General features: G+C 59.2%; 24 protein-coding genes and 1 pseudogene. 11 read left to right on the top strand and 14 right to left on the bottom strand.

Annotated features, from left to right (window positions below):
- Positions 1-82: 82 nt before the first annotated feature.
- The 4 genes from JG743_RS31785 to JG743_RS31770 all read left to right on the top strand — a co-directional run bounded on the left by JG743_RS31785 (position 83) and on the right by JG743_RS31770 (position 4,134).
- A complete protein-coding gene (locus JG743_RS31785) occupies positions 83-1,072 on the top strand; it encodes a nodulation protein NodZ (RefSeq protein ID WP_096453585.1) in 990 nt (329 codons plus the stop codon).
- Between the two features lie 142 nt (positions 1,073-1,214).
- Entirely contained in the window at positions 1,215-2,315 is a 1,101-nt protein-coding gene (gene gmd / locus JG743_RS31780; protein ID WP_010913561.1) for a GDP-mannose 4,6-dehydratase, read from the top strand.
- A 72-nt stretch (positions 2,316-2,387) separates the two neighbouring features.
- Positions 2,388-3,356, top strand: a complete 969-nt coding sequence (locus JG743_RS31775) for a GDP-L-fucose synthase family protein (RefSeq protein ID WP_202296347.1) — start codon at positions 2,388-2,390, stop codon at positions 3,354-3,356.
- 235 nt (positions 3,357-3,591) lie between these two features.
- A complete protein-coding gene (locus JG743_RS31770) occupies positions 3,592-4,134 on the top strand; it encodes a hypothetical protein (RefSeq protein ID WP_199201483.1) in 543 nt (180 codons plus the stop codon).
- Between the two features lie 302 nt (positions 4,135-4,436).
- Here the strand turns inward: JG743_RS31770 and JG743_RS31765 are convergent, their stop codons facing one another.
- The 12 genes from JG743_RS31765 to nifS form a co-directional block, all read right to left on the bottom strand.
- Positions 4,437-5,348, bottom strand: a complete 912-nt coding sequence (locus tag JG743_RS31765) for an SIR2 family NAD-dependent protein deacylase (protein ID WP_044548978.1) — start codon at positions 5,346-5,348, stop codon at positions 4,437-4,439.
- Between the two features lie 41 nt (positions 5,349-5,389).
- A complete protein-coding gene (nifT, locus tag JG743_RS31760) occupies positions 5,390-5,602 on the bottom strand; it encodes a putative nitrogen fixation protein NifT (protein WP_010913564.1) in 213 nt (70 codons plus the stop codon).
- Positions 5,599-5,925 (bottom strand): nitrogen fixation protein NifZ, encoded by a 327-nt coding sequence (locus JG743_RS31755; protein ID WP_096453587.1) that lies wholly within the window; start codon positions 5,923-5,925, stop codon positions 5,599-5,601. Before JG743_RS31755 ends, nifT begins: the two co-directional genes overlap by 4 nt.
- Positions 5,926-6,015: 90 nt before the next feature.
- Entirely contained in the window at positions 6,016-6,210 is a 195-nt protein-coding gene (locus JG743_RS31750; RefSeq protein WP_010913566.1) for a 4Fe-4S binding protein, read from the bottom strand.
- A 32-nt stretch (positions 6,211-6,242) separates the two neighbouring features.
- Positions 6,243-7,724 carry a nitrogenase cofactor biosynthesis protein NifB gene (gene nifB, locus JG743_RS31745; protein WP_096453589.1) on the bottom strand — a complete coding sequence of 494 codons (1,482 nt, stop codon included), beginning with the start codon at positions 7,722-7,724 and terminating at the stop codon, positions 6,243-6,245.
- A 250-nt stretch (positions 7,725-7,974) separates the two neighbouring features.
- Positions 7,975-9,735 carry a nif-specific transcriptional activator NifA gene (nifA, locus tag JG743_RS31740; protein ID WP_202296345.1) on the bottom strand — a complete coding sequence of 587 codons (1,761 nt, stop codon included), beginning with the start codon at positions 9,733-9,735 and terminating at the stop codon, positions 7,975-7,977.
- Between the two features lie 156 nt (positions 9,736-9,891).
- The gene (locus JG743_RS31735) at positions 9,892-10,191 is read right to left on the bottom strand and encodes a ferredoxin family protein (RefSeq protein WP_006333856.1); all 300 of its coding nucleotides are present in this window, start codon (positions 10,189-10,191) and stop codon (positions 9,892-9,894) included.
- 12 nt (positions 10,192-10,203) lie between these two features.
- A complete protein-coding gene (locus tag JG743_RS31730) occupies positions 10,204-11,511 on the bottom strand; it encodes an FAD-dependent oxidoreductase (protein ID WP_027056558.1) in 1,308 nt (435 codons plus the stop codon).
- An 11-nt stretch (positions 11,512-11,522) separates the two neighbouring features.
- A complete protein-coding gene (locus JG743_RS31725) occupies positions 11,523-12,629 on the bottom strand; it encodes an electron transfer flavoprotein subunit alpha/FixB family protein (protein ID WP_202296343.1) in 1,107 nt (368 codons plus the stop codon).
- Positions 12,630-12,649: 20 nt separating this feature from the next.
- Positions 12,650-13,501, bottom strand: coding sequence for an electron transfer flavoprotein subunit beta/FixA family protein (locus tag JG743_RS31720; protein ID WP_010913571.1), 852 nt, complete (start codon positions 13,499-13,501; stop codon positions 12,650-12,652).
- A gap of 186 nt (positions 13,502-13,687) precedes the next feature.
- Positions 13,688-14,071 (bottom strand): nitrogenase stabilizing/protective protein NifW, encoded by a 384-nt coding sequence (nifW, locus tag JG743_RS31715; protein WP_010913572.1) that lies wholly within the window; start codon positions 14,069-14,071, stop codon positions 13,688-13,690.
- The gene (gene nifS / locus JG743_RS31710) at positions 14,052-15,308 is read right to left on the bottom strand and encodes a cysteine desulfurase NifS (protein WP_202296341.1); all 1,257 of its coding nucleotides are present in this window, start codon (positions 15,306-15,308) and stop codon (positions 14,052-14,054) included. Before nifS ends, nifW begins: the two co-directional genes overlap by 20 nt.
- 682 nt (positions 15,309-15,990) lie before the next feature.
- Here nifS and JG743_RS31705 point away from each other — a divergent pair.
- From JG743_RS31705 to JG743_RS31690, 4 genes and pseudogenes are all read left to right on the top strand, one after another.
- Positions 15,991-17,889 carry an ABC transporter ATP-binding protein gene (locus JG743_RS31705; protein ID WP_244673240.1) on the top strand — a complete coding sequence of 633 codons (1,899 nt, stop codon included), beginning with the start codon at positions 15,991-15,993 and terminating at the stop codon, positions 17,887-17,889.
- Between the two features lie 618 nt (positions 17,890-18,507).
- Positions 18,508-18,710 (top strand): annotated as a pseudogene (locus JG743_RS31700) (CCE_0567 family metalloprotein).
- Entirely contained in the window at positions 18,707-19,024 is a 318-nt protein-coding gene (fdxB, locus tag JG743_RS31695; protein WP_096453599.1) for a ferredoxin III, nif-specific, read from the top strand. The pseudogene JG743_RS31700 and the gene fdxB overlap by 4 nt, the downstream one beginning before the upstream one ends.
- The gene (locus JG743_RS31690; RefSeq protein ID WP_096453601.1) at positions 19,021-19,668 is read left to right on the top strand and encodes a nitrogen fixation protein NifQ; all 648 of its coding nucleotides are present in this window, start codon (positions 19,021-19,023) and stop codon (positions 19,666-19,668) included. Before fdxB ends, JG743_RS31690 begins: the two co-directional genes overlap by 4 nt.
- On the opposite strand, the gene rpoN is transcribed toward JG743_RS31690, so the two are convergent.
- Positions 19,665-21,119 carry an RNA polymerase factor sigma-54 gene (gene rpoN, locus JG743_RS31685; RefSeq protein ID WP_096453603.1) on the bottom strand — a complete coding sequence of 485 codons (1,455 nt, stop codon included), beginning with the start codon at positions 21,117-21,119 and terminating at the stop codon, positions 19,665-19,667. The two genes, JG743_RS31690 and rpoN, sit on opposite strands and share 4 nt — an antisense overlap.
- A 74-nt stretch (positions 21,120-21,193) precedes the next feature.
- Positions 21,194-21,742, bottom strand: coding sequence for a peroxiredoxin (locus JG743_RS31680; RefSeq protein WP_096458527.1), 549 nt, complete (start codon positions 21,740-21,742; stop codon positions 21,194-21,196).
- Between JG743_RS31680 and JG743_RS31675 the strand changes: the two genes are divergently transcribed.
- The 3 genes from JG743_RS31675 (at position 21,732) to JG743_RS31665 (ending at position 24,411) form a co-directional block, all read left to right on the top strand.
- Positions 21,732-21,893 (top strand): hypothetical protein, encoded by a 162-nt coding sequence (locus JG743_RS31675; RefSeq protein ID WP_202296339.1) that lies wholly within the window; start codon positions 21,732-21,734, stop codon positions 21,891-21,893. The genes JG743_RS31680 and JG743_RS31675 overlap by 11 nt on opposite strands.
- Before the next feature lie 851 nt (positions 21,894-22,744).
- Positions 22,745-23,176, top strand: coding sequence for a hypothetical protein (locus JG743_RS31670; RefSeq protein WP_202296337.1), 432 nt, complete (start codon positions 22,745-22,747; stop codon positions 23,174-23,176).
- A 17-nt stretch (positions 23,177-23,193) separates the two neighbouring features.
- Entirely contained in the window at positions 23,194-24,411 is a 1,218-nt protein-coding gene (locus JG743_RS31665; protein WP_010913582.1) for a cytochrome P450, read from the top strand.
- Positions 24,412-24,443 lie beyond the last annotated feature (32 nt).

Here is a 24,443-nt window from a genome sequence, read left to right as displayed (position 1 = left end):
TCTTCCCCGAATTGCGCAGGCGCTTGCCTCAAACGCAGCAGCAAAGCTGAGGCTTGTGGTGTTCTGGAGAGAGGCAATTTAGATGCTTGTTGATCGCTCAAGGAACGATCGGTTCGTTGTTTCTCGACGGCGCACGGGTCTCGGTGATTGCCTGTGGTCTCTCGCGTCGGCTTGGGACTACGCACATCGGACGGGACGAGCTTTAGCAATAGATTGGCGCGGCTCTTGTTACCTTGACAACCCGTTTGCGAATGCCTTTCCAGCTTTCTTCAAGCCAATTGAGGATATCGGTGGTGTACGGGTCATTTGCGATGACCAGATCAACCACGTCTCATTCCCTGGTCCCTTCTTCCCGTCGTGGTGGAACAAGCCATCCATCGACTGCGTGTACCGTCCGGATGAACAGATTTTCCAAGAACGTGACGAGCTTAACGATCTTTTCCAGGCCCAAGATGATTGTGAAGCCAACACGGTAGTGTGTGATGCTTGCTTGATGTGGCGCTGCGATGAAAAGGCCGAGCGAACCATATTTAGGAGCATCACACCGAGGGTCGAAATTGAGGATCGCATTGAAGCGCTCTACCAGGAACATTTTGACGGGCACAGCATAATTGGAGTCCATGTCCGCCACGGCAACGGCGAAGATATTATGGATCACGCACCTTACTGGGCTGATCCGAAGGTTGCCTTAGAGCAGGTATGCACTGCCATTCGTATGGCGAAGGCGCAACCGCATTCAAGACCTGTAAGGGTGTTCTTGTGTACAGACAGCGCCAAGGTTGTTGATCACCTGTCGGGCGTATTTCCCGAACTTTTCACCGTCCCAAAACGCTTCCAGGCGGATCAGGCCGGCCCCTTACACAGTGCAGCACTGGGCACCGACGGGGGGTTTTCCGCGCTCGTTGAGATGTATCTCCTCGGTCGATGCGACACTGTTATTCGCTTTCCTCCGACTAGCGCCTTCACCCGCTACGCCCGCCTCTTCGTGCCACGAATTGTCGAATTCGATTTGAATGACCCGCGTCGTTTGATCTTGATCGACAACACTTTCGAACGTTCCCCGGCTCCATGAAAGGCTGGCATCCCGATCGAACTCTCCCTTGCCTTCGCGCAGAGGCCCCCGTTCGCCCTGCCCAACACGCCCCTTTCTCGCCACGCAATCCCGCCGCAGGCGAGCGTTTTCATGGGCGCGTCAAAATCAAAAGGATTCAAGCTTGTCAAAGAGAAAAGTAGCTTTAATCACCGGGGTTACGGGACAAGACGGTTCCTACCTCGCAGAATTGCTTTTAGAAAAGGGCTATTCTGTGCATGGGATAAAGAGACGATCGTCTCTTTTTAATACGGGCCGTATAGACCATCTCTATCATGACCCTCATGAAAGTGGCGTTGATCTTACACTTCACCACGGGGACTTGACAGACTCGTCGAGCCTTACGCGCGTCATCCAACTGGTTCAGCCGGACGAAATTTACAATTTGGCAGCTCAGAGCCACGTTGCAGTCTCCTTTGAAGAACCAGAATACACCGCGAACTCCGATGCCTTGGGTGCGCTGCGTATCCTCGAGGCAATTCGGATCCTGGGGCTCGTCAAGCATACGCGCTACTACCAAGCCTCGACGTCTGAGCTCTACGGGCTGGTGCGGGAAACGCCACAGACCGAGACGACACCGTTCTACCCCCGGTCCCCCTACGCTGTTGCCAAATTGTATGCTCACTGGATCACCGTAAATTATCGAGAATCTTACAATTTGTATGCATGTAACGGCATTTTATTTAATCATGAGTCACCTGCGCGCGGAGAAACATTTGTAACTCGCAAAATCACGCGCGCCTTGACTCGGATTAAGCTTGGAATGCAACGCACTCTATTCCTCGGCAACCTTAATGCGCGTCGCGATTGGGGGCACGCTCGAGACTACGTCCAGATGCAGTGGTTGATGCTGCAGCAGCAGCAACCTGAAGACTTTGTGATCGCTAGCGGTGAGCAACATTCGGTGCGCGAATTCGTCACCGTCGCGGCCGCTGAACTCGGCATCGATGTTCGTTGGGTGGGGGAAGGGGTCGACGAAGAGGGGTACGATGCAAAGACGGGAGCTCTGATCGTAAAAGTAGATCCCCGCTATTTTCGTCCTGCAGAAGTCGAGACACTTCTCGGCGATGCCCGCAAGGCGAAAGAAAAACTTGGGTGGGAGCCCAAAATCTCCTTCATCGAATTGGTTAGGGAGATGGTTCGGGAAGATTTGCGCATGGCGGAGCGTGAAGCAGTGCTGATGAATCAGGGTTATTATTCACACAGTCCACGAGAGTTATGCTGACAACGGCGGCGCCATGCGGGGTTGTTGTCAGTGCTATGTTGGCCTTCTTAAGGAGCGCCCAGAGCGTTAACAATGGAAAACAAAAAGATGAAGAAAGTCTATGTGGCAGGCCATCGCGGCCTTGTTGGATCGGCCACGATGAGAGCCCTCGAGGCGTTAGGATCCTATGAGATAATAACACGTACTCACGACGAACTGGATCTATTTGACCGGAGCGAGACGCGCAGGTTCTTCATGTCGCAGCGGCCAGATTACGTCGTTATGTGCGCCGCGAAGGTTGGTGGTATACTGGCGAACGCCAGCTCCCCTGTCGATTTCCTTCATAACAACCTCGCGATTCAAGTCAGTGTTTTTGATGCCGCTTACGCTTCCGGCGTCGAACGGATGATTTTTCTTGGCTCCTCGTGTATCTATCCACGCGACTGTCCGCAGCCGATACGGGAGGAATACCTTCTCACCGGTCCGCTTGAAGCGACGAATCGTCCCTACGCTTTGGCAAAAATCGCAGGTGTCGAATCGTGCTGGTCTTTCAACCGGCAGTACAAGGCGCACTATCTCGCGTTGATGCCGACCAATTTATATGGTCCCGGCGATAATTATCACCCCGAAAATTGTCACGTTCTGCCTGCTCTGATACGCCGCTTTCATCAAGCTAAAATGAACGGCGACTCCTCTGTGGGGGTCTGGGGATCCGGAAATCCTCGGCGAGAGTTTATGTATTCGTCGGATGTAGGCGATGCCATTGCGTTCCTGCTTGGCCTGCCAGATTCGGATTTTGACGCCTTGACAGCCCCCGACACTGCGCCCCTGATTAATGTTGGCGTTGGTGAGGACGTCACAATTCGCGAGGTGGCGGAACTCGTCAAGGCGGCGGTCTGCTGGGAGGGCAATTTGGTGTTCGACACGACGAAGCCAGACGGTACTCCGCGCAAGCTACTGGACGTAACGCGCTTGCGTAACCTTGGCTGGAAAGCCAAAACGTCCCTTGGTGCCGGGTTGCAAGCGACGTATGAGGATTTTCTTCGCCTTCATGCGGCTTGATGTGGAAGCGCGCATCCAAGTTGGACTGCATGTCCGACCGGGTGCAAGCTCGCCCAGTCCGGCCAAACAGATGAGAGGGACGCATACATCTCGAGGCGGCCGCAATAGTGGCCTGTGCTGACTTTGCAGACCGGACCTCTCTGCGACCGGCGATGCAGAGGATCACCCAGAAGCTTGCCCAAGCCAAATGGGAAGGGGAAGGCCGCATAACTGGCCGCACCTGGAACGGCTGTGCGTGAGCGCCGTCAACTCAAGCCGCCAGTTAGAACTGCTCGACCTCGCGGGAGCCGCTGCTTACGAAGCTGGCATCGACAGGAAAGCCAACCAGGCCCGCATCATGCCTCGAGGCAGGCCTTATCCAAGGCGGTGCATGCGGAAATGGCGGGCGTCGACGTATGCTTTTCAACTCGCGCTTAGCCGCAGGCGGGATCGTGTCCCCTGCGTGGTGGAGCTGGCGGCATTGGTCGCCGTGCTCTCCGGCATGGGCCGGGCTGATCGGATTGGTTCAGTCTGCGTTGTTAGCGCCGAACTCACTCGCCTCAAGGTCATGGCGCCACAAGCGCGGATTCGCGGCGCCGTGGTGCGGGCGTTACAACTCATGCAGCAGCGGGTCTCGTTGATGGCGAAGCGGGCTGCCCTGAACCAATCGCTCGCGTCTGCGGCGCGCCAAGCTGTCGCGCAACGCGATCATCCTGACGCTCTGGGATGGCAGTGGCAGGTGACCGCCTATATGGCAGTGGCAGGTGACCGCCTATGCGGTGAGCACGCTTGGCCTTAGCTCGATTGGCATCGACCCCAACCGGCCCTGGTCATCGCGCCGTGCCACAGCTTTTACCGCCAAGTGAAGCCGATCAGCTGCGACCGCTCGCCGCGACAACCCTGGCGCCAGACTATGCTCTGCTCGGCTGGTTCGAGCCCGTCGCCGCTGTGTTCATCCGCAGCATCGAATGCCATATCCGCTGCAGCCTCGAATGCAATAACCGTCGTAGCTTTTCAGAGTGCCTCTCGGAGTTGTTGAAAAACCCGGAAGTCAATTGCCCGTTTTACCTTTTCGGCAATGTTGAGGTGTCTGAGAATGGCTCAAACGATACCCCGTTTGGCTTCATGCAATGTCTCGCCCAGTCCGACGAGACGGGCTGCGGCCTGACCCGTCGGCATGTCAATGACCGTGATTGCGCTTGCCGCAAGGAAACGACGCTCGTTCTTGGTCAGCGTCGCTGTATCGATTGCCGCAAAATGTGGGCCATTGGAGCGCTTCATGATCTGCCGGGCATAGGTGCGCAGCATCTGATCGTTGAAGCGGCAGCCGATGAAGAAAAGACCACGACTAGCTCGCCGTTCCTTCACCAGGTCAGGGATCGGCGTCTGGATGTCGATTTCGCTCAGCACTTCAACGTAGTCGGAATCTGCGACGAGGAAGTTTGCGGCCGGCCTGGCACCGCCGTGAGGGGCGTAGAGAACCGTCTTCGCCGCTGGTGCGGATTCGAGTAATATCCCGGACAAATCGTAGGCTTTCGTCCAAATGTCACCGATCTCGTGCGCCCGTGTTACGCCCTGTATTTCGACGACGTCCGTTCGGCGGGTCTGTATTAGAGCCGCGCGCATGGCACCGTCGTACCAGCTGTCGACGATCACGGAGAGCGGCAGCGTTGCAAGCCAGGCATGCAAGATGGTCGGCACCACCGGGGCCGCGAATATTTCGGCCATCCAAACTTGAAGCGTCCGGCGGTGCCGGCGCTGTTCGATATACTGCGCTACCGACCACATGTTGGTGCGAATCTTCGAAGGGGCTGGCGCGCGCTTGTTGAGCGCTGCGGCAACGGCTTCGGGGGTATGCGGTACGGGCGGTCCCGCGGAGCGGATCTCAAGCAGACCCGGGCCGAGATAGGGAATGACCTGATCGGCCGCGAGCCCTTTCTTCAAAAGGTCAAGCTGCCTTTCGGCAAAACTGTCCCGAATGACGACGAGATGGCCCGAGGTCATTGTGTTCATGCTCGTATCCCTTTGCCGCTCTCTTTGTGTCAACCCGAAGGTCAGTCCTCGTCGGAAATCTTCCTTGCTTCCACGGTAATCGGCAAAGGCGTATCGCGCGGAAGGTCGGGCAGGACTAGCCGCCAGCCGTTCTTCAGCGTCACGGCGCCACCCCATAGGTGTTCGTTGTCGACCTTGATGATCGGCTCTTCGAGATCCTTTTTGGGAATATATGCCGACAAGCCAGCACGGGTCCTGCGGATCATTACCCTCATCGGGCCGTTCCTTCGTCAAACCCAGCACCGATTTCGGCACTGGAAGGAGTCCGGGCCGTCTCAAGGCTCATGAGTTCACGCGCACGCATGCCGACGACGGTGCCGCGATCGACCCATTCGACCGCATAGATGTAGAACTGCTGGAGAAAGGTGCCGATGTCGCGCACATAGCCCTCGTCGCCTTTGCGCACCAGATTTTCACCGATCTCCTTGCCCGGATAGGTGCCGTCATTTTTTATGTGGCGTGTGGCGCGGACCCGCTCACCCGGCATGAATCGCGGGGGTGTACGGATTTCGATGTCCTGTTCGCGTCCGAGGCTCATGGCCGTTCCTTTCTCTCGGCTGCATCTTTCCAACAGGAGGTCGATGGTCCTGCGGAGGCGCCTCGACCGTGTCAGTAGCCGAAATGGAGGTCAGGCAGGGACGCAAGTCTTCGACACCGGACATACCGAGGCGCATTGCTGCGTTTCGAAGGTCCCCTCGCATTCGGTGCACTTTTTCGGATCGATCACGTAGGTCTCGCCCTTGAACTTAATCGCGCCCGAAGGGCATTCAAACTCACAGGCACCGCACTGGGTGCATTGGGAAGCGATGATCTTAAAGGCCATTTTCAACTCCGGTTCGGTTACAATGAGGCGGCTCAGGCCGTCGCAGCCAGTGGCTCACTCCCAAACTCGGCGGCGTAAAGCGCGCCGATCGCGGTCTCGATGTAGTCATACCCGTAAGCCTCCGTTGCTCGGATCCCACCTTCCTTGAGACGATCCTCGGGGCAATTTCCAATTCTCGCGCACAGCACGATGTCTACGCCTTCGAGCGTAGAGATGACGCCGTCGAGGCTCTTGTCCTCGGCCCGGCCGCCGAGGCAATACTGTTCGACCTTGCGATGACCGACGAAACTGATCCCTTTCGGAGAGGCCTCATAAACCTGGAATTCCTTCGCATGGCCGAAATGCTCGTTGATGCGGCCGCCACCCTTGGTCGCCACCGCTACCAGAAGCGATTTGCCGGAGCCTGCGGTCTTGACCATCCCGAGCGCCTCGCTCTTGGCCGCCAGGCGATCGCCCCGCTCGCGCGCGACCACTGCCCGATATGTCTCGCGCTTGCTGGCGTCGTACGTGACCTTGTCGGGAAGCCGGTCGAGCGTGAATTCCTGGCCACGATCCTCGCCGAGCAGGCCGACAGCATCGGCCCGGCACTGCCGGCAGTGGCGCATCAACTTGGCGCCGCCTTCGAGACGATCCTGAAGGGCCTTCAGCTCCATTGCCTTGGGGCCGCGCTGCCCACTCAGGCCGTAATGCGTACCGTGCGCCGGGTCGGAAATCAGCGGCATGACATTGTGCAGGAACGCGCCGCGCTCCTTGACCCATTTATTCACCTCGATCAGGTGCTCATCGTTTACGCCGGGGATCATTACCGAATTGATCTTGGTGAGGATGCCGCGCGCCGTCAGCATCTCCAGCCCCGACATCTGTCGTTCGTGCAGGATCGTGGCGGCCTCAACGCCGGTATAACGGCGGTTGCCATAGAAGATCCACGGATAGATCTTGGCACCGATCCGCGGGTCGACCATGTTGATGGTGATCGTCACGTGATCGACATTCATTTCGGCAAGCTCGGCGACGCGGTCTGGCAGCGCGAGCCCGTTGGTTGAGATGCACAGCTTGATGTCGCCGATTTCCTTGGCGACCCGTTGGAATGTCGCCTTTGTGTTCTTCCAGTCGTAACAGGCATCGCCCGGTCCGGCGATGCCAAGCACGGAAAGCTGCGGCACTTCGTTGGCAACCCCGATCACCTTGCGCAGCGCCTGGTCGGGCGTCAGCCTTTCCGAAACGACCCCAGGCCGGCTTTCGTTGGCGCAGTCATATTTGCGATTGCAGTAGTTGCATTGAATATTGCAGGCTGGGGCGACCGCCACATGCATGCGCGCGAAATAGTGGTGCGCTTCCTCTGAAAAGCAGGGATGATCCTTGATCTTCTCCCAGACGGCCGAGTCCATCTCGTGCGGCTTCGCGGAGGAGCCGCAGGATGAAGATGCGCAGCCACCGGATTTCGCTCTCGCCGGCGACTGATCGAAGACTGTCGTGCCGGAAAGGCCCTGTAGCGAAATCATCGGTGCGGACATGGAGCGGCTCCGTGCGTGGTGTGAACATCGCACTTCAGAGCGCAAGAGATATGCCAACCCCAAAAGCGGTCTTATCCGTCATGTTGGCTTTTACGTCGGCCTTTTGTGTCCAATTGTGTCCGTTTCCTGCGACACGGTTTTGTCAGGTCGCCGACAACGGTCAAAAGCAACGCGAAAAGTGACGTCTTGTCTCAGTTACGCCCGGTGCGGGCAGCAACCGCGCCCCCACGTTTGATGTCATCAGGGACGTTTAGAACTTCTTCACTTCGATATGATGCCGGCGCAGAGCATAGCCGACCTGCCGCGGCGTGAGACCGAGGAAACGAGCCGCCTTGGCCTGAACCCAGCCGGCTTTCTCCATCGCATCGATCAGTCGGTCGCGTTCCGTCAGACGCTGGTTGATTGCTGGGCAAGCTGGATGGTTGGGGTCGCAGGTCTCGCCGGGCGATGCCTCATTCTGGGAGGGGCCGACTCGCATGGCAGGCAGCGGCGATCCAACCGGCATCATATTGCCACGTGCGAACTCGTCGACGGCATAGGCGCCGTGCGAACGGCCGACTCCTTTCCACAGAAGCGAAGAAAGGCACTGGCTGTTCTGGCAGGCGAAATCCGACGGAGTTATTGTCATTGAACGCGCAAGTGTGGCCGTCCGTCGCACACAATTCTCCAACTCACGCACGTTGCCAGGGAAATAGCATTGCGAGATCAGGTCAAGCGCCGACGGCGTGAAGGCAAGATCGCGATGGTTCTCCTTGTTGAATCTATCGAGGAGAGCTTTGGCAAGGCGTGGAATATCGCCCGGCCGCTCTCTGAGGGGAGGCAAGACTATTGGCACCACATTGATGCGGTAATAAAGGTCGGCCCTGAACTCTCCATTCCGGACAGCCATCTCGAGGTCCTTGTTGGTGGCGCATATGAGCCGCACGTCAACCTTTAGGGTCCTGGTGCCGCCCACTCGCTCAAGTTCTCCTTCCTGCAAGACGCGCAACAGCTTGGCTTGAAAGGCAGGCGAAATCTCGCCGATTTCATCAAGCAGCAGGGTTCCGCCATTCGCCAATTCGAACCGGCCGGCGCGCTGCAGGATAGCCCCGGTGAAGGCGCCCTTCTCGTGGCCAAAGAGCTCCGATTCCAAGACGCTTTCGGGCAATGCGGCGCAGTTCAATTTGACGAAGGATTTCTCCCTCCGATGCGAAAGCTTATGGATGGCCTGTGCAAAGAACTCCTTGCCGGTACCGCTTTCGCCTCGCAGAAGCACGGTGGAATTGGTCCTGGCCACGACCGAGACGATCTCCAGCACTTGCTTGAGTGCGGGACTTTCTCCGATGATTCCGTCGATCTTGACATGCGGATGTCGGGCCGGATGGGTCCTGTCCTCGTCGAGCGATTGCTCTGGTCTCGGTTGCTTCTCGATAAGTCGCTGACCAGCCGTGCTCAAAGTGCGATGCAGGCGGATGGTCCGGCCGACCAGATTGGCGACCATGGCCAGGAAACGTAAGTCCTCCTCGTAACGGAACTTGGTGGTACCGTTCCTGACCCGGTCGATCGACAGCGTCCCGAAGATCTTTTCCTCAGCCTTTAGCGGGACACCGATAAACGCAGTTGCGATCGTGCCGCTGGTCGATTGAGGATCGGCCTGAAACAGCTCCGACGTGCTTGTGTCTTGTATGACGATCGGCACTCCAGTAGCGACGATTTTGTCTATTACGGCCTGGGGTATGACACTGCCGATGGCTGACTGAGGCACAGCGCCGCCGGTAGTTGCGCTAATCTGCGGCTCTCCTTCAGCGTCCAGGACGACAATTGCGCCATGACGCATTTGCACAAACGAGGAGAGGATATTCGCGACATTGGCAAGCGTAATCTCCAGCCGGGTCGGGGCAGTCAGAATCTTCGATATCTCGTAGATTCCCCCGAGCAAGCTATCCGCATTGAGCGCCGCTTCGACCGCAGGTTCAGGCGGGGTGTTCCGAGATACAATTTCACCGACCTGATCTGGAAGCATGTGAGCCATGCAAACACCTCAAGGGTTGTCCAAGGTGCTCCTCCCAGGCCCTTTTTTGTATTTTGAGTTCCAGAAACATAGTATTTTCAGCCTTTCGGCAATTGTGAACAATATTGGCGGTCTTGACCGCATTCCGAGCCTCTCGTTTCCCGCTCTTTGCGCCAGTCATCCGAACTTGAAGAGAACGCCGAAGCCGCCGCGCGGGTAATTCCACACGATCTCACCGCTGGCCTCGCACAGCACGCGACAGGTGCCGCATTCCATGCAGCCGTCGGAAGTGGTCTCCACCTGTCCCTTGTCGTTCAACTCATAGCATTTGGCCGGGCAGATGTGTGTCAGCGCGAGCAGGTTCGCGCTCGGCCTCTCGTGCGGTCGCACTTTGATATGCGGGCGGCCCGGATCGACCAGATAGCGGTTCTGATAAAGCTTCTCCTCGACACGTAACTTCGTCACGGCCATCGTCATCCTGTTTCTCCTTCAGCGCCAGGCGAGTGCCAGGCGGACCACATCGCTGATCAGCCCCCAGCGCGAACGCGCCTTGATGAAGGCAGCAGTGGTCGCCTTTTCCTTCTCGATTTTCGGGGTTCCGTCGACCCGCATGAAGTTCTGCGCGGCCTGCGACATCAACTGCGGGTAAGTCATGAAGAAATTGCGGGAATTGGTGTGTATCAGGGCCGGCATGTCCTTATATTTCATCAGGTCTTTGACTACGAAGGACTTGTCCAGCATGGTTTTGTAGAGGGCGAGGTTCCTCCTGATCATCGGCTGGTTGCGGCCCTTGATCTCAATGATTGCCTCGCCCGCGATGCGACCGGAAGTCATGGCAAGGTTCGAACCCTCGCGGTGAATAGCGTTGTTCAGTTGGGCGGCATCACCGACCGCCACCCAACCGTCGCCGAAGAGCTGCGGAATTGCCTTGTAGCCACCTTCGGGAATGAGATGCGCGGAATACTCCTTGACTTCCGAGCCCGCGATCAGCGGCCGGATCGAAGGATGGTTTTTGAAGTTGTCGAGGAGGACGTAAGGGCTCTCCATTGTCTGGGCGAAATCGGAGACGAGGCAGCCGATGCCGAGAGAGATCGACTCCTTGTTGGTGTAGAGGAAGGCCAGTCCGGCCATGCTGCGGGAAATCGTGCCCGCCGCTTCGATCACGCAGCCTTCGTCGCCCTGGAGGCCGAACCGCTGCTCAATGACCTCATCGGGTAGGAAATGCATTTCCTTGACAGCGAGCGCCACGCTTTCTGGCTTCGGCATCTTGCGCAGGCCGGCCCGTGTACCGAGCAGTCCGTTGACACCTTCTGCGAGCACGACGACGTCCGCGTAGATCGGCCCGCCAGCCCGGTCGGTGCGCACGCCGATCACCTTGCCGCTGGCATTGCGGACAAGTTCGGTCACCGTCGTCTCGCACAGCACCGTCGCGCCGGCCTGGCGCACCTTGCGCGAAAACCACTTGTCGAATTGGGCGCGGATGATCGTGTAGCGATTGGGCTTCGCCTCGTTGAAATCGTCCGATCGATACTGCATCCCGGTGTGGGAGGTGTCGTCCATCACCCAGAATCGCTGCTCGACCAGATGCCGCTCGAGAGGCGCATCATCCCGGAAATCCGGAATGATTTGCTCCAACATGTCGGCGTACATGATGGCGCCCTGGACATTCTTGGAGCCCGGATACTCGCCGCGCTCCAACTGCAGCACCGTCAGGCCCTGGCTTGCCATGGTGTAGGCGGCCGCGTTTCCGGACATACCGGCCCCGACGACGATGGCGTCGAATTCTTCCTCGATCATGGCCCTCTCCCTTAGCTCGCAAGCTTGTCGTGGCTGTGCGGCGACAGCCGCCGGGTGAAAGCTTCCGTCAATGCCGGCAGGAAACGGATTGCGTCGGTGACGATGCCGAGATGGGCAAATTCGAAGATCGGGGCGTTCGGGTCGGTGTTGATGGCTACGATCAAATCAGCCCCCTCCACGCCAACCCGATGCTGAATGGCGCCGGAAATCCCGGCCGCTATGTAAAGCTTTGGCCGGATGGTCTTGCCCGTTTGGCCAACCTGCCGATCGGCAGGCATCCAGCCCTTCTGGACCAACGGGCGCGAACAGCCATATTCGGCGCCGATTGCCCGCGCTAGATTCTTCACAAGCTGCAAATTCTCCGCTGAGCCGAGACCGAGGCCTCCGGCAACCACGATGTCGGCGTAGGCGAGATTTGCCTTTGCCGATTGGCGATCGAGGTTGAAGCCAAGGACTTTGGTGATGATCTCTTCCTCGGTCATTGACAGCTTGTGCCGGATGACACGCCCGACCGGCTTGTCCGTCCGCGGTGGCATGGCCATAACCCTCGGTCGTACCGTGGCCATCTGCGGCCGGTAGTTGAGCGTATAGATCGTGCACAGCAAGGAACCGCCGAAAGTCGGACGGGTCGCGGCGAGCGAACCGTCGACATCTACATCGAGTTCGGTACAGTCGGCAGTGAGCCCTGTCAGCAAGGTCGTCGCTACTGAGCCAGCGAGATCCCTGCCGAGCGTGGTCGCACCGAGAAGCAGGATTTCCGGCTTGTGGGTATTGACCAGATCCGTCATCGCCTTAGTGAAAGGCTCGTTGCGATAGTCGGCAAGCAACGGTGCCTCGACGAGGTAGACAAGGTCGGCGCCGTAAGCGAAGGCCTCGGCAACGGCATGCTGCGTCGCGTCACCCGGCGGTCCAAGCACGATCCCCGCAAGCTGGATGCCTAGCTTGTCGGCGAGCTTGCGGCCTTCGCCAAGCAGTTCGAAGGACACGGGATGGACCTCGCCGCGTTCCAGTTCGATGAAAACCCAGACGTGCCGATAGTCCCTAAAGTGCTCAGGCAATTCCCTCTTGATGCCGGCACGGCCGGCGGAAGGAGGGGCTTCGCGGTTAGCGTTCGACATCATCTCTCCTTGCCGTCCCGTCACTGGCCGCCGTCGAAGGCGAGTTCGTGTTCCAGCGCTGGCTGGCGGGTAAAGATTGAGGCGATCAGTTCGTCAGCGAGGTCGTGCTGCGTCTTGTCGGTCATGTCGATCTGCGTCGCCTTTTCCGCCCGCGTGGTAGGGGCGAAAACGCGCTTGACGACCGTCGGCGAGCCGCGCAGGCCGCATTTGTTGAGGTCCTCAATGCCAGCTTCGGCCGCGCTCCATTTCACGATCTGGCTGCGCGCGGCGCGCATGGCGTCCTCGAGCGAGCCTCTGCGGATTTCGTTGGTGCCTTCCAGCATTGTGATGAGGCAAGGCAGCCTGCTTTTCAGCATCTGCGTACCGCCTTCCGAACGGCGCTTGACGGTGATCTCGCGAGCATCGACATCGATAGAGTCGATCTTCGCCACATAGGTGAACTGCAGGAGGCCGAGGCGCTTGGCGATGCCGGGCCCGACCTGGGCGGTATCGCCGTCAATCGTCTGCTTGCCGGCGAAGACGATGTCCGGCGCGCCGAAGGTCTCGCCAATTCTCACGATTGCCCGAGAAAGCGCGAAGGAGGTCGCCAGCGTGTCGGAGCCGGCAAAACAGCGGTCGGTCAAGAGTACCGCGCGGTCGGCGCCATAGGTGAGCGCCTTGCGCAGCGCATCTTCTGCCATCGGCGGACCCATCGTAAGCACGGTGACCTCGCCGCCATGGGCGTCGCGCAATCTCAGTGCCTCTTCGAGGGCGAACAGGTCGTAAGGGTTGATGATGGTCGGCACGCCCTGGCGCATGATCGTGTTCGTCACCGGGTGGACACGTATCTGCGCGGAGTCCGGCACCTGCTTGATACAGATTACAATGTGCATTGCGTCTTTCTCGGCTCCAATCCGCAAGCGGCCCTGGCGTTCATCTCCTTCGCAGCATCATTCGTGCCAACCGCTTTGCGTTGCTCTGTTTCCTTTTGACATGGGGTTGTTTTCTTCCGAACGGTACCGTCGTGATGACCGAGTTTGTCGGCTTTTCGACATTGTCGCGTCGCACTCGTGTCGCGTTCATTCTGTCCCGAACCGCCTCAGGATCGACTCGAACGGGACAAAGGTGTGGTCCCGAGTGGCCGGTTTGTCGGGATCGTGCTCTTTGAGCACCTTGAAGACCCGGTGGGTGAGTGGCGAGGATGTCGCGAAATCCTCATAGGCGCGTTCCAACGTCGCACGCGCCCGCGCGGCGATCACCCCGTCGGGAAGACCGGCGAAATCCTCTTCAGCGAGATATTGGCCCATGCGCTTCAGGATATGCAGCCGTGAGACATTGAGCACCCTCGGATCATAAGAGATGCCAAGGACTGCGAAGAACTCCTCCGCAGCCGACAGGCTCTTCAGCCGGGCGAGGATGTCGGTGACATCGATGGCGCGGCTTTCAGCGAAACAACTGCGCATTGCATTCTCCTGGGCCGGAAACGGTTGTCGGGTTTGCCTTGTCGCCCAGGCCTGGAGTTGATTGAAGTCCTCTCGCCTGGCTGGCAGATGGGGAAAGCTCACGCAGCTCCTTAACGATCCCGGGCATGACCTCGAGCACCCGGTCGACGTCCTCCTCGCCGTTGTTGCGCGAAAAGGAGAAACGGATTGCGCCGTGTGCCGCGTTATTGGGGATATTCATCGCCACCAAGACGTGGCTCGGCTCCAGCGAGCCGCAGGCGCAAGCAGAGCCGGAGGAGCAGGCAATGCCCTCGCGATTGAGGAAATGCAGTATGCCCTCACCTTCGATATCTCCAAAGGCGATGTTTGCGGTGTTCGGCAACCGCTTTAGCAAATCGCCGGCGACGAAGGCGTGTGGGATGCGCTGGAGAAGTTCCTTCTCCAGGCGGTCGCGCAACGCCTTTACCCGTATGTTCGCGTCGTCCATGAATTTCAAGGCAAGATCGGCTGCCACGCCGAGACCGACGATGCCTGGCGTATTCTCCGTGCCGGCGCGGCGGTTGCCCTCCTGGCCTCCCCCCTTGATCAGCGGACAGAAGCGCACGCCGCGCTTTACATAAAGTGCGCCGACCCCTTTCGGTCCGTGTAATTTGTGACCGGAGAGAGACAGCATATCGATTGCCGTCGATTTCAAGTCGATCGCAAGCTTGCCGACCGCTTGCACCGCGTCGGTATGAAAAAGGGCGCCGACTTCCTTGGCCAACTCAGCAAGCTCGACCACCGGGAAGATCGTTCCGGTCTCGTTGTTCGCCGACATGATCGAGACGATCGCCACGCGCGGGGTGAGGGCGGCCTTATAAGTGTCGAGGTCGAGCCGGCCGTGGCGATCCACCGGGATCCTATGCACCTTGATGGCGCGCGTCTTCTCCAGGTGGGCGCAAAGCGTCAGCACGGCCGAATGCTCGACTGCGGAAGTCACGATCTCTGCGCGCTCAGGCATCACCTCGAGCGCTGAAAGGATCGCGGCGTTGTCGCTTTCCGTCCCGCCCGAGGTGAAGGTAATCTCGTCGTCGAACTCCGCGCCGATGAGCGTTTGCACCTGCAGGCGCGCCTTTCTCACCGCCGCCCCGGCGGAAGTGCCAAAATCGTGGCTCGACGAAGGGTTGCCGAATTGGTCGGTAAAAAGCGGCAGCATCGCTTGAACGACTTCAGGATCGACCCGTGTCGTTGCGTTGTTATCCAGATAAACAGGCCTCATTGATGTGATCCTTCTCCTGAGCGCAATCACGCAAAGCGCACTTCCGGTCTGTCATGATGATGGCTAGCCGAAGGAGTTGCCGCGCGCTTCTTGGAGCCGGCGCGGCCGCTCGCCTCGACTTGATGCGCCAGGCTTGCGCCGGCTCGGGAAAACGCCGTCTTTAGGCCAGGGCGTTTCGGTGTGCTGGATCATGGACTGTTTCTCCTTCAGGCCGGGACGCGTTCTCGAACAGCTACGCATGGACCGTGCCAAAGGAGGGGATCATTTCAAAACAACATGATGGCTCCAACACTGCTATGTCGCATGTCCGACATCGGAGGGAATTGTTCAACGCGGAACGCCGTTAAATCGGCGTGAATTCCGCTTCGCGTGAGGAGCAATCCTGTCGGGCCGTTCGCCAAGGATGCCGGCGCGACCGAGGCGTCCTGTCGGGTTTGTCGAGTGCGCGACACGGCACTGTTACGCCCCCGTTGCCCTGCTGAGATCTCGTTTGTCATTGTAGAATATGCAGAAAATTCTTCTGAGCTTCTTTCTGAGCTTTGGCGCGGCTTTTGCGGTTCTCTCCCCGTAGGGCAGCGCGTGCCCGCGGCCGATATTCATCTCGCGGGTGACATCGCGATCGATGGAACGAAGGAAAGAAAGCAACATGTCAGGTCCAGATCAGTCACCCGCATTCCGAGCGATGTTTTCGTCCTCACGCAGACCTTCCATTTCGGGTTTCTTGAGACCGAGCGGCCTGCTGCGCTCGTACAAAGCCACGCGGCGTTTTCACATCGATCTCCGCGGCGCCGCCTTTCGCGACGTTTTCGCCTTCACCATGCGCCACTGGAGCAGGCAACCGGTCCGGCTCCCGATCATCATGCTCGCGGTGCTTGTCGCAACGCTCCTTGACGTTCTGACGCCGCTCTATTCCGGACGGCTCGTAAACGCGGTCGCCCAAGGAGCGGCAGCCGACGCCGTCGTGTGGGATGCGGCTCTTGCGGCCTTTTCAATGTTGATTGCGCTCGCACTCGGCGCCGTCGTCATGCGCAACATCGCCTTCATTGCCGTCAATGACTTCATTCTAAAGATGATGTCGGACATCGCCAGCGACGCGTTCCATCGCGTCCAGCGCTTTTCGACCGATTGGCATGCGAAAACCTTCGCCGGCTCTACGGTGCGCAAGATCACGCGCGGCATGTGGGCGTTCTGCCTCCTTAACGACACGATCCTTCTTGCCTTGTTCCCGTCGCTCATCATGCTCGTGGGGTCGAGCGTTCTGCTCGGCTGGTATTGGCCGATGATGGGGCTGATTATCGCTTGCGGCTCGGTTGGCTATGTGGCGCTGATCATTGTCCTGTCGCTCGGCTATGTGGCGCCAGCCGCAAACCTCGCCAACAACTGGGATACGAGGCTTGGCGGCTCGCTTGCGGACGCGATCAGCTGTAACGCTGTGGTCAAAGGCTTCGGCGCCGAGGTGCGGGAAGATCATCGCCTGGCGAAAGTTATCTCCAAGTGGCGGCACCGCACCCTCCGGACCTGGGTGCGCGGGACGGTCAGTGCTGCATTCCAGGGGATCATGCTTCTTGCGCTGAGAGCGGCTTTGATCGGCTATGCCTTATTTTTGTGGTCGCGCGGCCAGGCTACCCCAGGTGACATCGCCTTGGTGCTCGGGTCTTTCACCGTCCTGTATGGGTACTTGCGTGATGTTTCCATACACGTGCGCAACATCCAGCGCTCTGTAAATGAGATGGAGGAACTGGTCCAAACCTACAGCCAGCCGCCCGACGTGGCCGATGTTCCGGGCGCCAAGCCGATCCGGATCACGAAGGGTCACATCGATTTTGAGAGCGTCCATTTCCACTACGGCAATCATTGGTCGCCCTTCTACAGCGACTTGTCGATTTCGATTGAGGCCGGCGCACGGGTCGGTCTGGTCGGCCCCTCTGGCTCCGGCAAGACCACCTTCGTCAAGCTCATCCAGCGGCTTTACGACCTGGATGCTGGACGAATCTTGATCGATGGGCAGGACATCTCGCGGGTGACGCAGGGCTCGCTGCGCTCCCAGATCGCGATCGTACAGCAGGAGCCCCTCCTGTTCCACCGCTCGCTGGCCGAGAACATAGCCTATGGGCGGCCGGGTGCTTCTTGGTCCGATGTCGAGCAGGCGGCGCGGCTCGCCAGCGCGCATGACTTTATTGCGCGCCTGCCGAACGGCTACGGTACGCTGGTCGGCGAGCGCGGCGTTAAGCTTTCAGGCGGCGAGCGCCAGCGTGTGGCGATAGCGCGCGCCTTCCTCGCCGATGCCCCGATCCTGATTCTGGACGAGGCGACATCAAGCCTCGACTCGGAATCGGAGGTGCTGATCCAGAAGGCGATGGAGCGGCTCATGGTCGGGCGCACCACGCTCGTCATTGCGCACCGGCTTTCGACGGTGCGGGCACTCGACCGGCTGCTTGTCTTCGACCGTGGTTGCATCACCGAGCAGGGCGACCATGCCGCGCTGATCCGTCGCGACGGCATCTACCGCCGCCTGTTCGAGCGGCAGGCCTTGGAACTGACAAAGGGGGGGTGGGATGAGACCAATGTGCAACGCGGTTGAACGCGGCGTGAATTCAGCTTGCCTCCCCAGCAATCCTGTCGGGCCGTTCCTGAAAAGGCGGCCGCAACCTGTCGTCGGGCTTGTCCAATCCACGACACGCCTGGTGCCGGCCTGTCTTCCTGCCGCGCTCTTGAGCAAACCCATGAATGGGATGAAGACAACTTTTTATGAGCTGCGTCCTGCGTTCCCGGCACGGCGCTTGAGGCTTCCTCCTGAGGCGGCAGCCGCCTCGCGATTATTTAGATCCTGGTTGATGCGATCAATGGAGCGAAGGAAAGCAACGCGCCGGATCCACGCGAGATCCGCCTTCTCTGGCATAGGGGCGTCGCCAAATCGACACCCTCACAATATGCGCTCACCGCCCGCGTCGACGTCGGGAACAAGATCTTGATTGTCGTCTGCGCTCAACCGCTCTTATGCCGAACTCGAAGGATACGGACCTGCGTCTCGCCGCGCGGGATTGCATAAGCTGGCTGCAGCGTCCATCGGCATCACCGGTTCGGCTTCGAGACGTTCCGGAAACCCGCCGAGGCCGGCGCGCCGGCGATGCGCTCGTGGCCATCGAAGCGCGTCCCGACATGGCGCGGGCGTAACGACCGGCTTGCGAGGAAGGGGATCATGTCAGACCTTGCGCTGTTGCAGAAGAAGGTCCGCAAGCTGCAGTCGCGCGCGGGAGCCGCCAAGATGGAATTGCACGACCTTGCCGAGCACCTTCCGGTCAACTGGACCGAGATCGAGGCGTCTCCTGGAAAGCCTTCGAGGTTTTTGCCGAGTTGGATGCGGCAAAGGAAGAACTCGCAGCGTTGGAGAATTCACAATGACGGGCGCTTTCGTCACCCGCGACGGCTCTCCCTGGACGCCGCACTATCTGACGGCGATCGATGGCGCGACCTGCATCGGCTGCGGCCGCTGCTTCAAGGTCTGCTCGCGCGAGGTCATGCACCTTCATGGCGTCGATGACGCAGGCGAAATCCTCGGCATCTGCGCGGGCGAGGACGACGACTTCGACGGCGAGCTCAACCGCATGGTCATGATCGTCGACCATGCCGGCCGCTGCATCGGCTGCGGCGCCTGCGGCCGCGTCTGCCCGAAGAACTGCCAGACCCACCTTGCGGCCGACCAGCTTGCTGCATGAGCTGGGAACAAGACCAGCAGAACGGCGCCACATTCGCCCATCACCGTGGCTGTTTCAGCACCAGCCAATGGCCGCCGACAGACCAGGCGGCGGCGTTCGACCGGCATGTGCTTGCCTGTGTTTTCTACCTCGCGTTCGAGGAGGTCGAGGCCGGCAAGGCGACCGCGACCGAAGCAATCGGCCTTTCGCGTGCCGACCTGCGAGATGTCATGACACGCTATTTCCCGGCTGTTCCCGTCAACGCCTTCGCGCTGGAAAAGCTGACCGATCCCGAGCCGGATATGGAGGAAGGGCTTCTGCGCGGCTTGCTTATTGGACATGCCAGGCCAGGCGATCCGGCGAGCACCCTCTTCGCCAAGATCATCGCCAGGCGCAGTTTGCGCAATGACCATCTGTGGCAGGACCTTGGCCTTTTCAATCGGGCCGAACTCAGCCGCTTAATGGCCAGGCATTTCCCGGCGCTGGCGGCCGGCAACACCAAAAACATGAAATGGAAGAAGTATTTCTATCGTAAGCTCTGCGAGGCTGAAGGCTTTTCGCTATGCACCGCGCCCAGTTGTCAGGAATGCGGCGATTTCGAAAGCTGTTTTGGCCCGGAGGAAGGCGAAAGCCACTTGGCACGGATCAAGAACGGGCTCGCTTAAGAGCCGCTTTCGTCGCCGCCGCCGACCGGGCTTGATTGGCATCGAAGACGCACGCGCTTTTCCCGGCGACGTCGCGCGGAGGACGGGATGTTCAGCGCCTCACGATATTTCGCAACGGTGCGGCGAGCAATGTCGATCCCGGTTTCCTTGAGCCGGGTGGCAATGTCGTCGTCTGAAAGCACTTCGTTGGGCGATTCCACGGCAACCATCGCCTTGATTTGATGGCGGACAGCTTCGGCGGAGTACGCGTCGCCGCCTTCGGAGGAGCCGATCGCGACAGTGAAAAAATACTTCAGTTCGAACACGCCGCGCGGGGTCAGCATGTACTTGTTCGACGTTACCCGGCTTACCGTCGACTGGTGCACGTTGATCGCATCCGCGACAGTCCTGAGATTGAGAGGCCGCAGGTGGGCGACCCCATGTTCAAAAAAGGCGTCCTGCTGGCGGATGATTTCAGCCGCTACCTTGAGGATCGTCTTGGCGCGCTGATCAAGGCTGCGGATTAGCCAGTTCGCGTTTTGGAGGCATTCGTTGAGAAATGACTGATCTTTCGAATTTTGAGCGCTTAGGCGGGAGACCTGGGCAAAATAGTTTTGGTTCATCAGCAGCCTAGGCAGCGTGTCTGGATTGAGTTCGATTTGCCACCCACCTCCGGGAGAGGGCTGGACCAAGACGTCGGGAATGATCGATTCAGGCCCTCCGGATTGGAATCGGTTTCCGGGCTTGGGATCGAGCGCGCGGATTTCGTGCAACATTTCGAGAAGGTCGTCTTCATCGACACCGCAATGGCGCTTCAATGTTTGAAAATCGCGTCGCGCCAGCGCTTCAAGATTGGCGACCAGCGCTGCCATTGCCGGGTCGAACCTGTCTAGCTGCCGCAATTGTATCTCAAGGCATTCGCTGAGAGTTCGCGCAAAAATACCCGGTGGATCGAACTGCTGCAAGGTTCCGAGAACCCGTTCCACAACAGCCTCCCGGACATTCAGGCTGCGGGCCAGTTCCGAAAGGTTCACCGGAAGGTATCCGGTGTCTTCCAGATGACCGGCAAGCTCGCCAGCTATTCGCCGCTCCAGCGGCGCGAATGCGCTGAGAGCGATCTGACGAGCGACATGGTCGTGCAATGTTTCGATGGACGTCCAGGAATCTTCGAACGCATGGTTTCCCCCCGGTTGGACATTGTTTTTGCCGCGGATTGATTTCCACTGCGAGGCCCGATCCGATATTCCGCCCGTGGTCGGCCCGATGCGCGGGTTCCCGGCCGAAATCGACGGAATGTCCTTCGGCGCCCGGTTTGAGGCCCGTTCCAGAAAGGGGTTCTTCTCGATTTCCTGCTCGACGAACTGATGCAGTTCGGGATGCGCCAGTTGCAACAGGCGAATGGATTCCATCATTTGCGGCGTCAAAACCAACGATTGCTTCTGACGCTGAAGCAGGCTTGCTGAGGACTCCATGGCTAGCGTGAAACTCCTACCGAGCGACCCTTCGCCTTGTGCAAGGGGATTTTCGAGACGTTGACTCGTCTAGATCATGCAGCCGTCACGGCTTTGGCGGCTCTCAACGTTTCAAGGACGTTCTGCGGCGACGATACGCCATAGGGATCGGCCTCGCAGTTGTCGCAGAAACCGTCCTCCTCGAAGCACTGCTCCACTACGCCATTGTTGATCACGGCAGCGTAGCGCCAGGAGCGCATGCCGAAGCCGAGATTGTCCTTGGCAACTAGCATGCCCATCTTGCGGGTGAACTCGCCCGAGCCGTCTGGGATGAGCTGGACTTTCTGCAGCCCCAGGGCCTTGCCCCAGGCATTCATGACGAAGGCATCGTTGACGGAAACGCAGTAGATCGCGTCAATTCCCTCCTTCTCGAACTCGTCGTAGAGCATTTCGAAATCGGGCAACTGCAAGGTCGAGCAGGTCGGGGTGAAGGCACCGGGCAGCGAGAACAGGATGATGCGCTTGCCGCGGAAATAGTCGTCGGATGTCTTGTCTTCCCAGCGGTACGGGTTTGGCCCCTCGATGGAGTCATCGCGAACACGCGTGCGAAAGGTGACGAAAGGAACCTTTTTTTTGACGGTCATCAATGTGCTCCTGGAGGAAAACTGGTGCGCTGCTTTTTCGGTTGAAACTGACACGGCATCGACCTCGGCCGGCAATTCGGCCGGGCGCCGCGCGTTTTGTGTCGGCCTTGGATCAGCCATGGCAAAACCGCTCGCAAGCACGGGCGTCTGAAGAAACGAGCTCTCGATTTGCCGCGGCAACGAGAACGGTACGCGCTTGTACGGGGCGTCGCGATGTCAGCAATGGTCTTACTCCTGGCCACCTTGTGATGGGTTCTGCCGAGTACGACGCAAGCGCCATGCCATTTGATTTAGGCTTGGGTTCACACTGTTTTTTGCAGCGACCCTCTTTGCCTTGAGCGGCCAGAACCATGCCTTCGCCGAGACCGAGCGCGCCCATAATCACCAGATCGTGGGCTCTGGGCGGAGGGGATCCCCTTTATGGGTATCAAGCCGCGACCCTCTTTGTCCGAAGCTGGACAAAAATGTCGGAAGTCGGACCGGAGGGTCGCCGGGTCGCCGGGTCGCCGGCGCGGCGAACACGTGGCTCGTATTCGAAGCGAAAATCTGGGCTCAAACTCGGAACGAGGGACAGGAGTCGATCGGGGTTAACCTGACGAGGGTCCCTATGGCCTCCGTTCTCAGGATTGAGACGGCTGACAGGCCCACGCGCTTCGCCCTATCGACGCTCGCGAGACCGCTTCGAAATCGACAACGGGTACAAAAAAGCCAGCACGTCCATTAGCAAGCTGGCCATGTGATCTTTCTGAACCGCGCTTGCGTGAGGCGGGCACGGTCCCAAGGTGATGGAAAAAGCCGCCTTGTGCTCTCGGAGCATTTTGAAGCTGCCGCGACTTTGCTGTCGGGTTTGTCATGTCCGGGACAGCCAGGCTTGCGGCTGCGCATTCGTTCAAGCTGTTGAATGATATGTAGAAAATCTCCTGCAGGGCTCTTTCCGCGCCGTTGGCACGACTTTTGAAGCTCTCATGTGAGACGGCAGGAGATACCGACTGGCGTCCATTCGTGAGTGATATCGCGCTCAATGCAATGAAGGAAGACGACATGTCAGGTCAGCGTCAGTTCAGATTCTATCCGAAACGGGCATTGCCCGCGGAATGCAATATCGACCGGCGTGACTGGCGTCACCGTCACAACCGCCCGGCACCGGCCAATGGCCACCGATCGATCCGCAGATACGGTTCGACCAGAATGTGCTTGCTCCTGTCCTCTCGCCGGCGCTTGAGGAGACCGGCGAGCACTTCGGCGGCCAACCGGTCTTTCGCGTGCCGCGCTGCGGATATCCTCGCAGAGATGATCGACCCCGAACCGCTGTGGAGCAAGAGCTTCATTCCGGTTCGCCGTTCGAAGCTGGAAAACGCCGGGTCTCCGACGATTTCGCTCGTCGGCTCTCTAGATGACCAAGATGCCATGGTGCGCGGCCTGGTTAGTGGTTAGGCGGCAGGAGAAATGCAATGGCGATCAACCCGGTCCCAGATCATGTCCCGCCCGAAATGGTGAGAGACTTCAGCCTGTTCACATCGCCAGGCATGCCACCAACGCCCAACGGGGATCCACACGCAGCCGTCGCTTGCGCCCATGACGGGCCTCCGATCTTCTATTCCCCCTACAACACGCAAGATGGCCGGGGCACCTGGGTCATCACCCGCGCCGCAGATCAGCGTAAGGTGCTGCAGGACACTGAAACTTTTTCCAGCCATCGCAGCATCTTCTCCTCCATACTGGGCGAAACCTGGCCGACGATCCCGCTTGAGCTCGATCCACCGGCCCATGGCGCATTTCGCTCACTGCTCAGTCCGCTGCTTTCGCCCAAGCGGGTGACGGCACTGGAACCGGCTGTCCGTGAGCGAGCGATAGCCCTGATCGACCGGATCACCGCATCGGCCACGAGCTGCGACGTCATGAAGGATTTTGCCTTTCCGTTCACTGTCAGCATCTTCCTTCGGTTTCTGGGGTTGCCGGATCAGGGACTCGATACATTTGTCGGCTGGGCGAAAGATCTGCTCCACGGCGACGATGTGGAACGACCTGTGGCTGCCCGCAAGATTGTGGCTTTCATCGATGAACTTGCAACCAATCGCCGCAAGGATCCGGTCGACGATCTCATGACCTTCATCGTGCAGGCACAGATCGAGGGCCGCCGGCTAACCGACGGGGAGATCCGTGGCATCGGCGTGCTTGTGTTCGTCGCGGGACTTGACACTGTCGCAGCAGCTATTGGCTTTGACCTGGCTTATCTAGCGCGCAACCTCAAGGATCAGGAACTGCTGCGCAGCGAACCGGCCCGCATCCTGCTCGCAACCGAAGAGTTGCTGCGGGCCTATCCGCCCATTCAGTTGATCCGCGTGGCTACGAAAGATATCGACTTCGAAGGCGCGCCGATCCGAAAGGGGGACTATGTTTCGTGCGCCACGATGATTGCAAATCGCGACCCGGAGGAATTCGAATCCCCCAACACGGTCGATCTGGCGCGAGATCACAACCGCCACGCCGCCTTTGGCTATGGTCCCCACCGTTGCCTTGGCTCACACCTTGCCCGGCGCGAGATTGTCATTGGCCTGGAGGAATGGCTGGCGCGCATACCGACCTTCCGGATCAAGGAGGGTACAGCGCCCATCACCTGTGGCGGCCATGTGTTCGGGATCGAAAATCTGATCCTGGACTGGTCATGACCATCGCCGAGCCATGCCAAGACAATGGAGGC

The organism is Mesorhizobium sp. 131-2-1 (assembly GCF_016756535.1).
In the GTDB taxonomy this organism is placed as follows: domain Bacteria; phylum Pseudomonadota; class Alphaproteobacteria; order Rhizobiales; family Rhizobiaceae; genus Mesorhizobium.
Note: the sequence above shows the minus strand (reverse complement) of the source record. Positions and strands in the feature narration are given on the sequence as shown.

What these genes read in the sequence shown, in the direction of transcription:
- JG743_RS31785 (WP_096453585.1), top strand. Translation starts at nt 83, where the DNA reads ATGCTTGTTGATCGCTCAAGGAACGATCGGTTCGTTGTTTCTCGACGG.
- JG743_RS31775 (WP_202296347.1), top strand. Translation starts at nt 2,388, where the DNA reads ATGGAAAACAAAAAGATGAAGAAAGTCTATGTGGCAGGCCATCGCGGC.
- JG743_RS31765 (WP_044548978.1), bottom strand. Translation starts at nt 5,348, where the DNA reads ATGAACACAATGACCTCGGGCCATCTCGTCGTCATTCGGGACAGTTTT.
- nifT (WP_010913564.1), bottom strand. Translation starts at nt 5,602, where the DNA reads ATGAGGGTAATGATCCGCAGGACCCGTGCTGGCTTGTCGGCATATATT.
- JG743_RS31755 (WP_096453587.1), bottom strand. Translation starts at nt 5,925, where the DNA reads ATGAGCCTCGGACGCGAACAGGACATCGAAATCCGTACACCCCCGCGA.
- JG743_RS31750 (WP_010913566.1), bottom strand. Translation starts at nt 6,210, where the DNA reads ATGGCCTTTAAGATCATCGCTTCCCAATGCACCCAGTGCGGTGCCTGT.
- nifB (WP_096453589.1), bottom strand. Translation starts at nt 7,724, where the DNA reads ATGTCCGCACCGATGATTTCGCTACAGGGCCTTTCCGGCACGACAGTC.
- nifA (WP_202296345.1), bottom strand. Translation starts at nt 9,735, where the DNA reads ATGGCTCACATGCTTCCAGATCAGGTCGGTGAAATTGTATCTCGGAAC.
- JG743_RS31735 (WP_006333856.1), bottom strand. Translation starts at nt 10,191, where the DNA reads ATGACGATGGCCGTGACGAAGTTACGTGTCGAGGAGAAGCTTTATCAG.
- JG743_RS31730 (WP_027056558.1), bottom strand. Translation starts at nt 11,511, where the DNA reads ATGATCGAGGAAGAATTCGACGCCATCGTCGTCGGGGCCGGTATGTCC.
- JG743_RS31725 (WP_202296343.1), bottom strand. Translation starts at nt 12,629, where the DNA reads ATGTCGAACGCTAACCGCGAAGCCCCTCCTTCCGCCGGCCGTGCCGGC.
- JG743_RS31720 (WP_010913571.1), bottom strand. Translation starts at nt 13,501, where the DNA reads ATGCACATTGTAATCTGTATCAAGCAGGTGCCGGACTCCGCGCAGATA.
- nifW (WP_010913572.1), bottom strand. Translation starts at nt 14,071, where the DNA reads ATGCGCAGTTGTTTCGCTGAAAGCCGCGCCATCGATGTCACCGACATC.
- nifS (WP_202296341.1), bottom strand. Translation starts at nt 15,308, where the DNA reads ATGAGGCCTGTTTATCTGGATAACAACGCAACGACACGGGTCGATCCT.
- JG743_RS31705 (WP_244673240.1), top strand. Translation starts at nt 15,991, where the DNA reads ATGTTTTCGTCCTCACGCAGACCTTCCATTTCGGGTTTCTTGAGACCG.
- fdxB (WP_096453599.1), top strand. Translation starts at nt 18,707, where the DNA reads ATGACGGGCGCTTTCGTCACCCGCGACGGCTCTCCCTGGACGCCGCAC.
- JG743_RS31690 (WP_096453601.1), top strand. Translation starts at nt 19,021, where the DNA reads ATGAGCTGGGAACAAGACCAGCAGAACGGCGCCACATTCGCCCATCAC.
- rpoN (WP_096453603.1), bottom strand. Translation starts at nt 21,119, where the DNA reads ATGGAGTCCTCAGCAAGCCTGCTTCAGCGTCAGAAGCAATCGTTGGTT.
- JG743_RS31680 (WP_096458527.1), bottom strand. Translation starts at nt 21,742, where the DNA reads ATGACCGTCAAAAAAAAGGTTCCTTTCGTCACCTTTCGCACGCGTGTT.
- JG743_RS31665 (WP_010913582.1), top strand. Translation starts at nt 23,194, where the DNA reads ATGGCGATCAACCCGGTCCCAGATCATGTCCCGCCCGAAATGGTGAGA.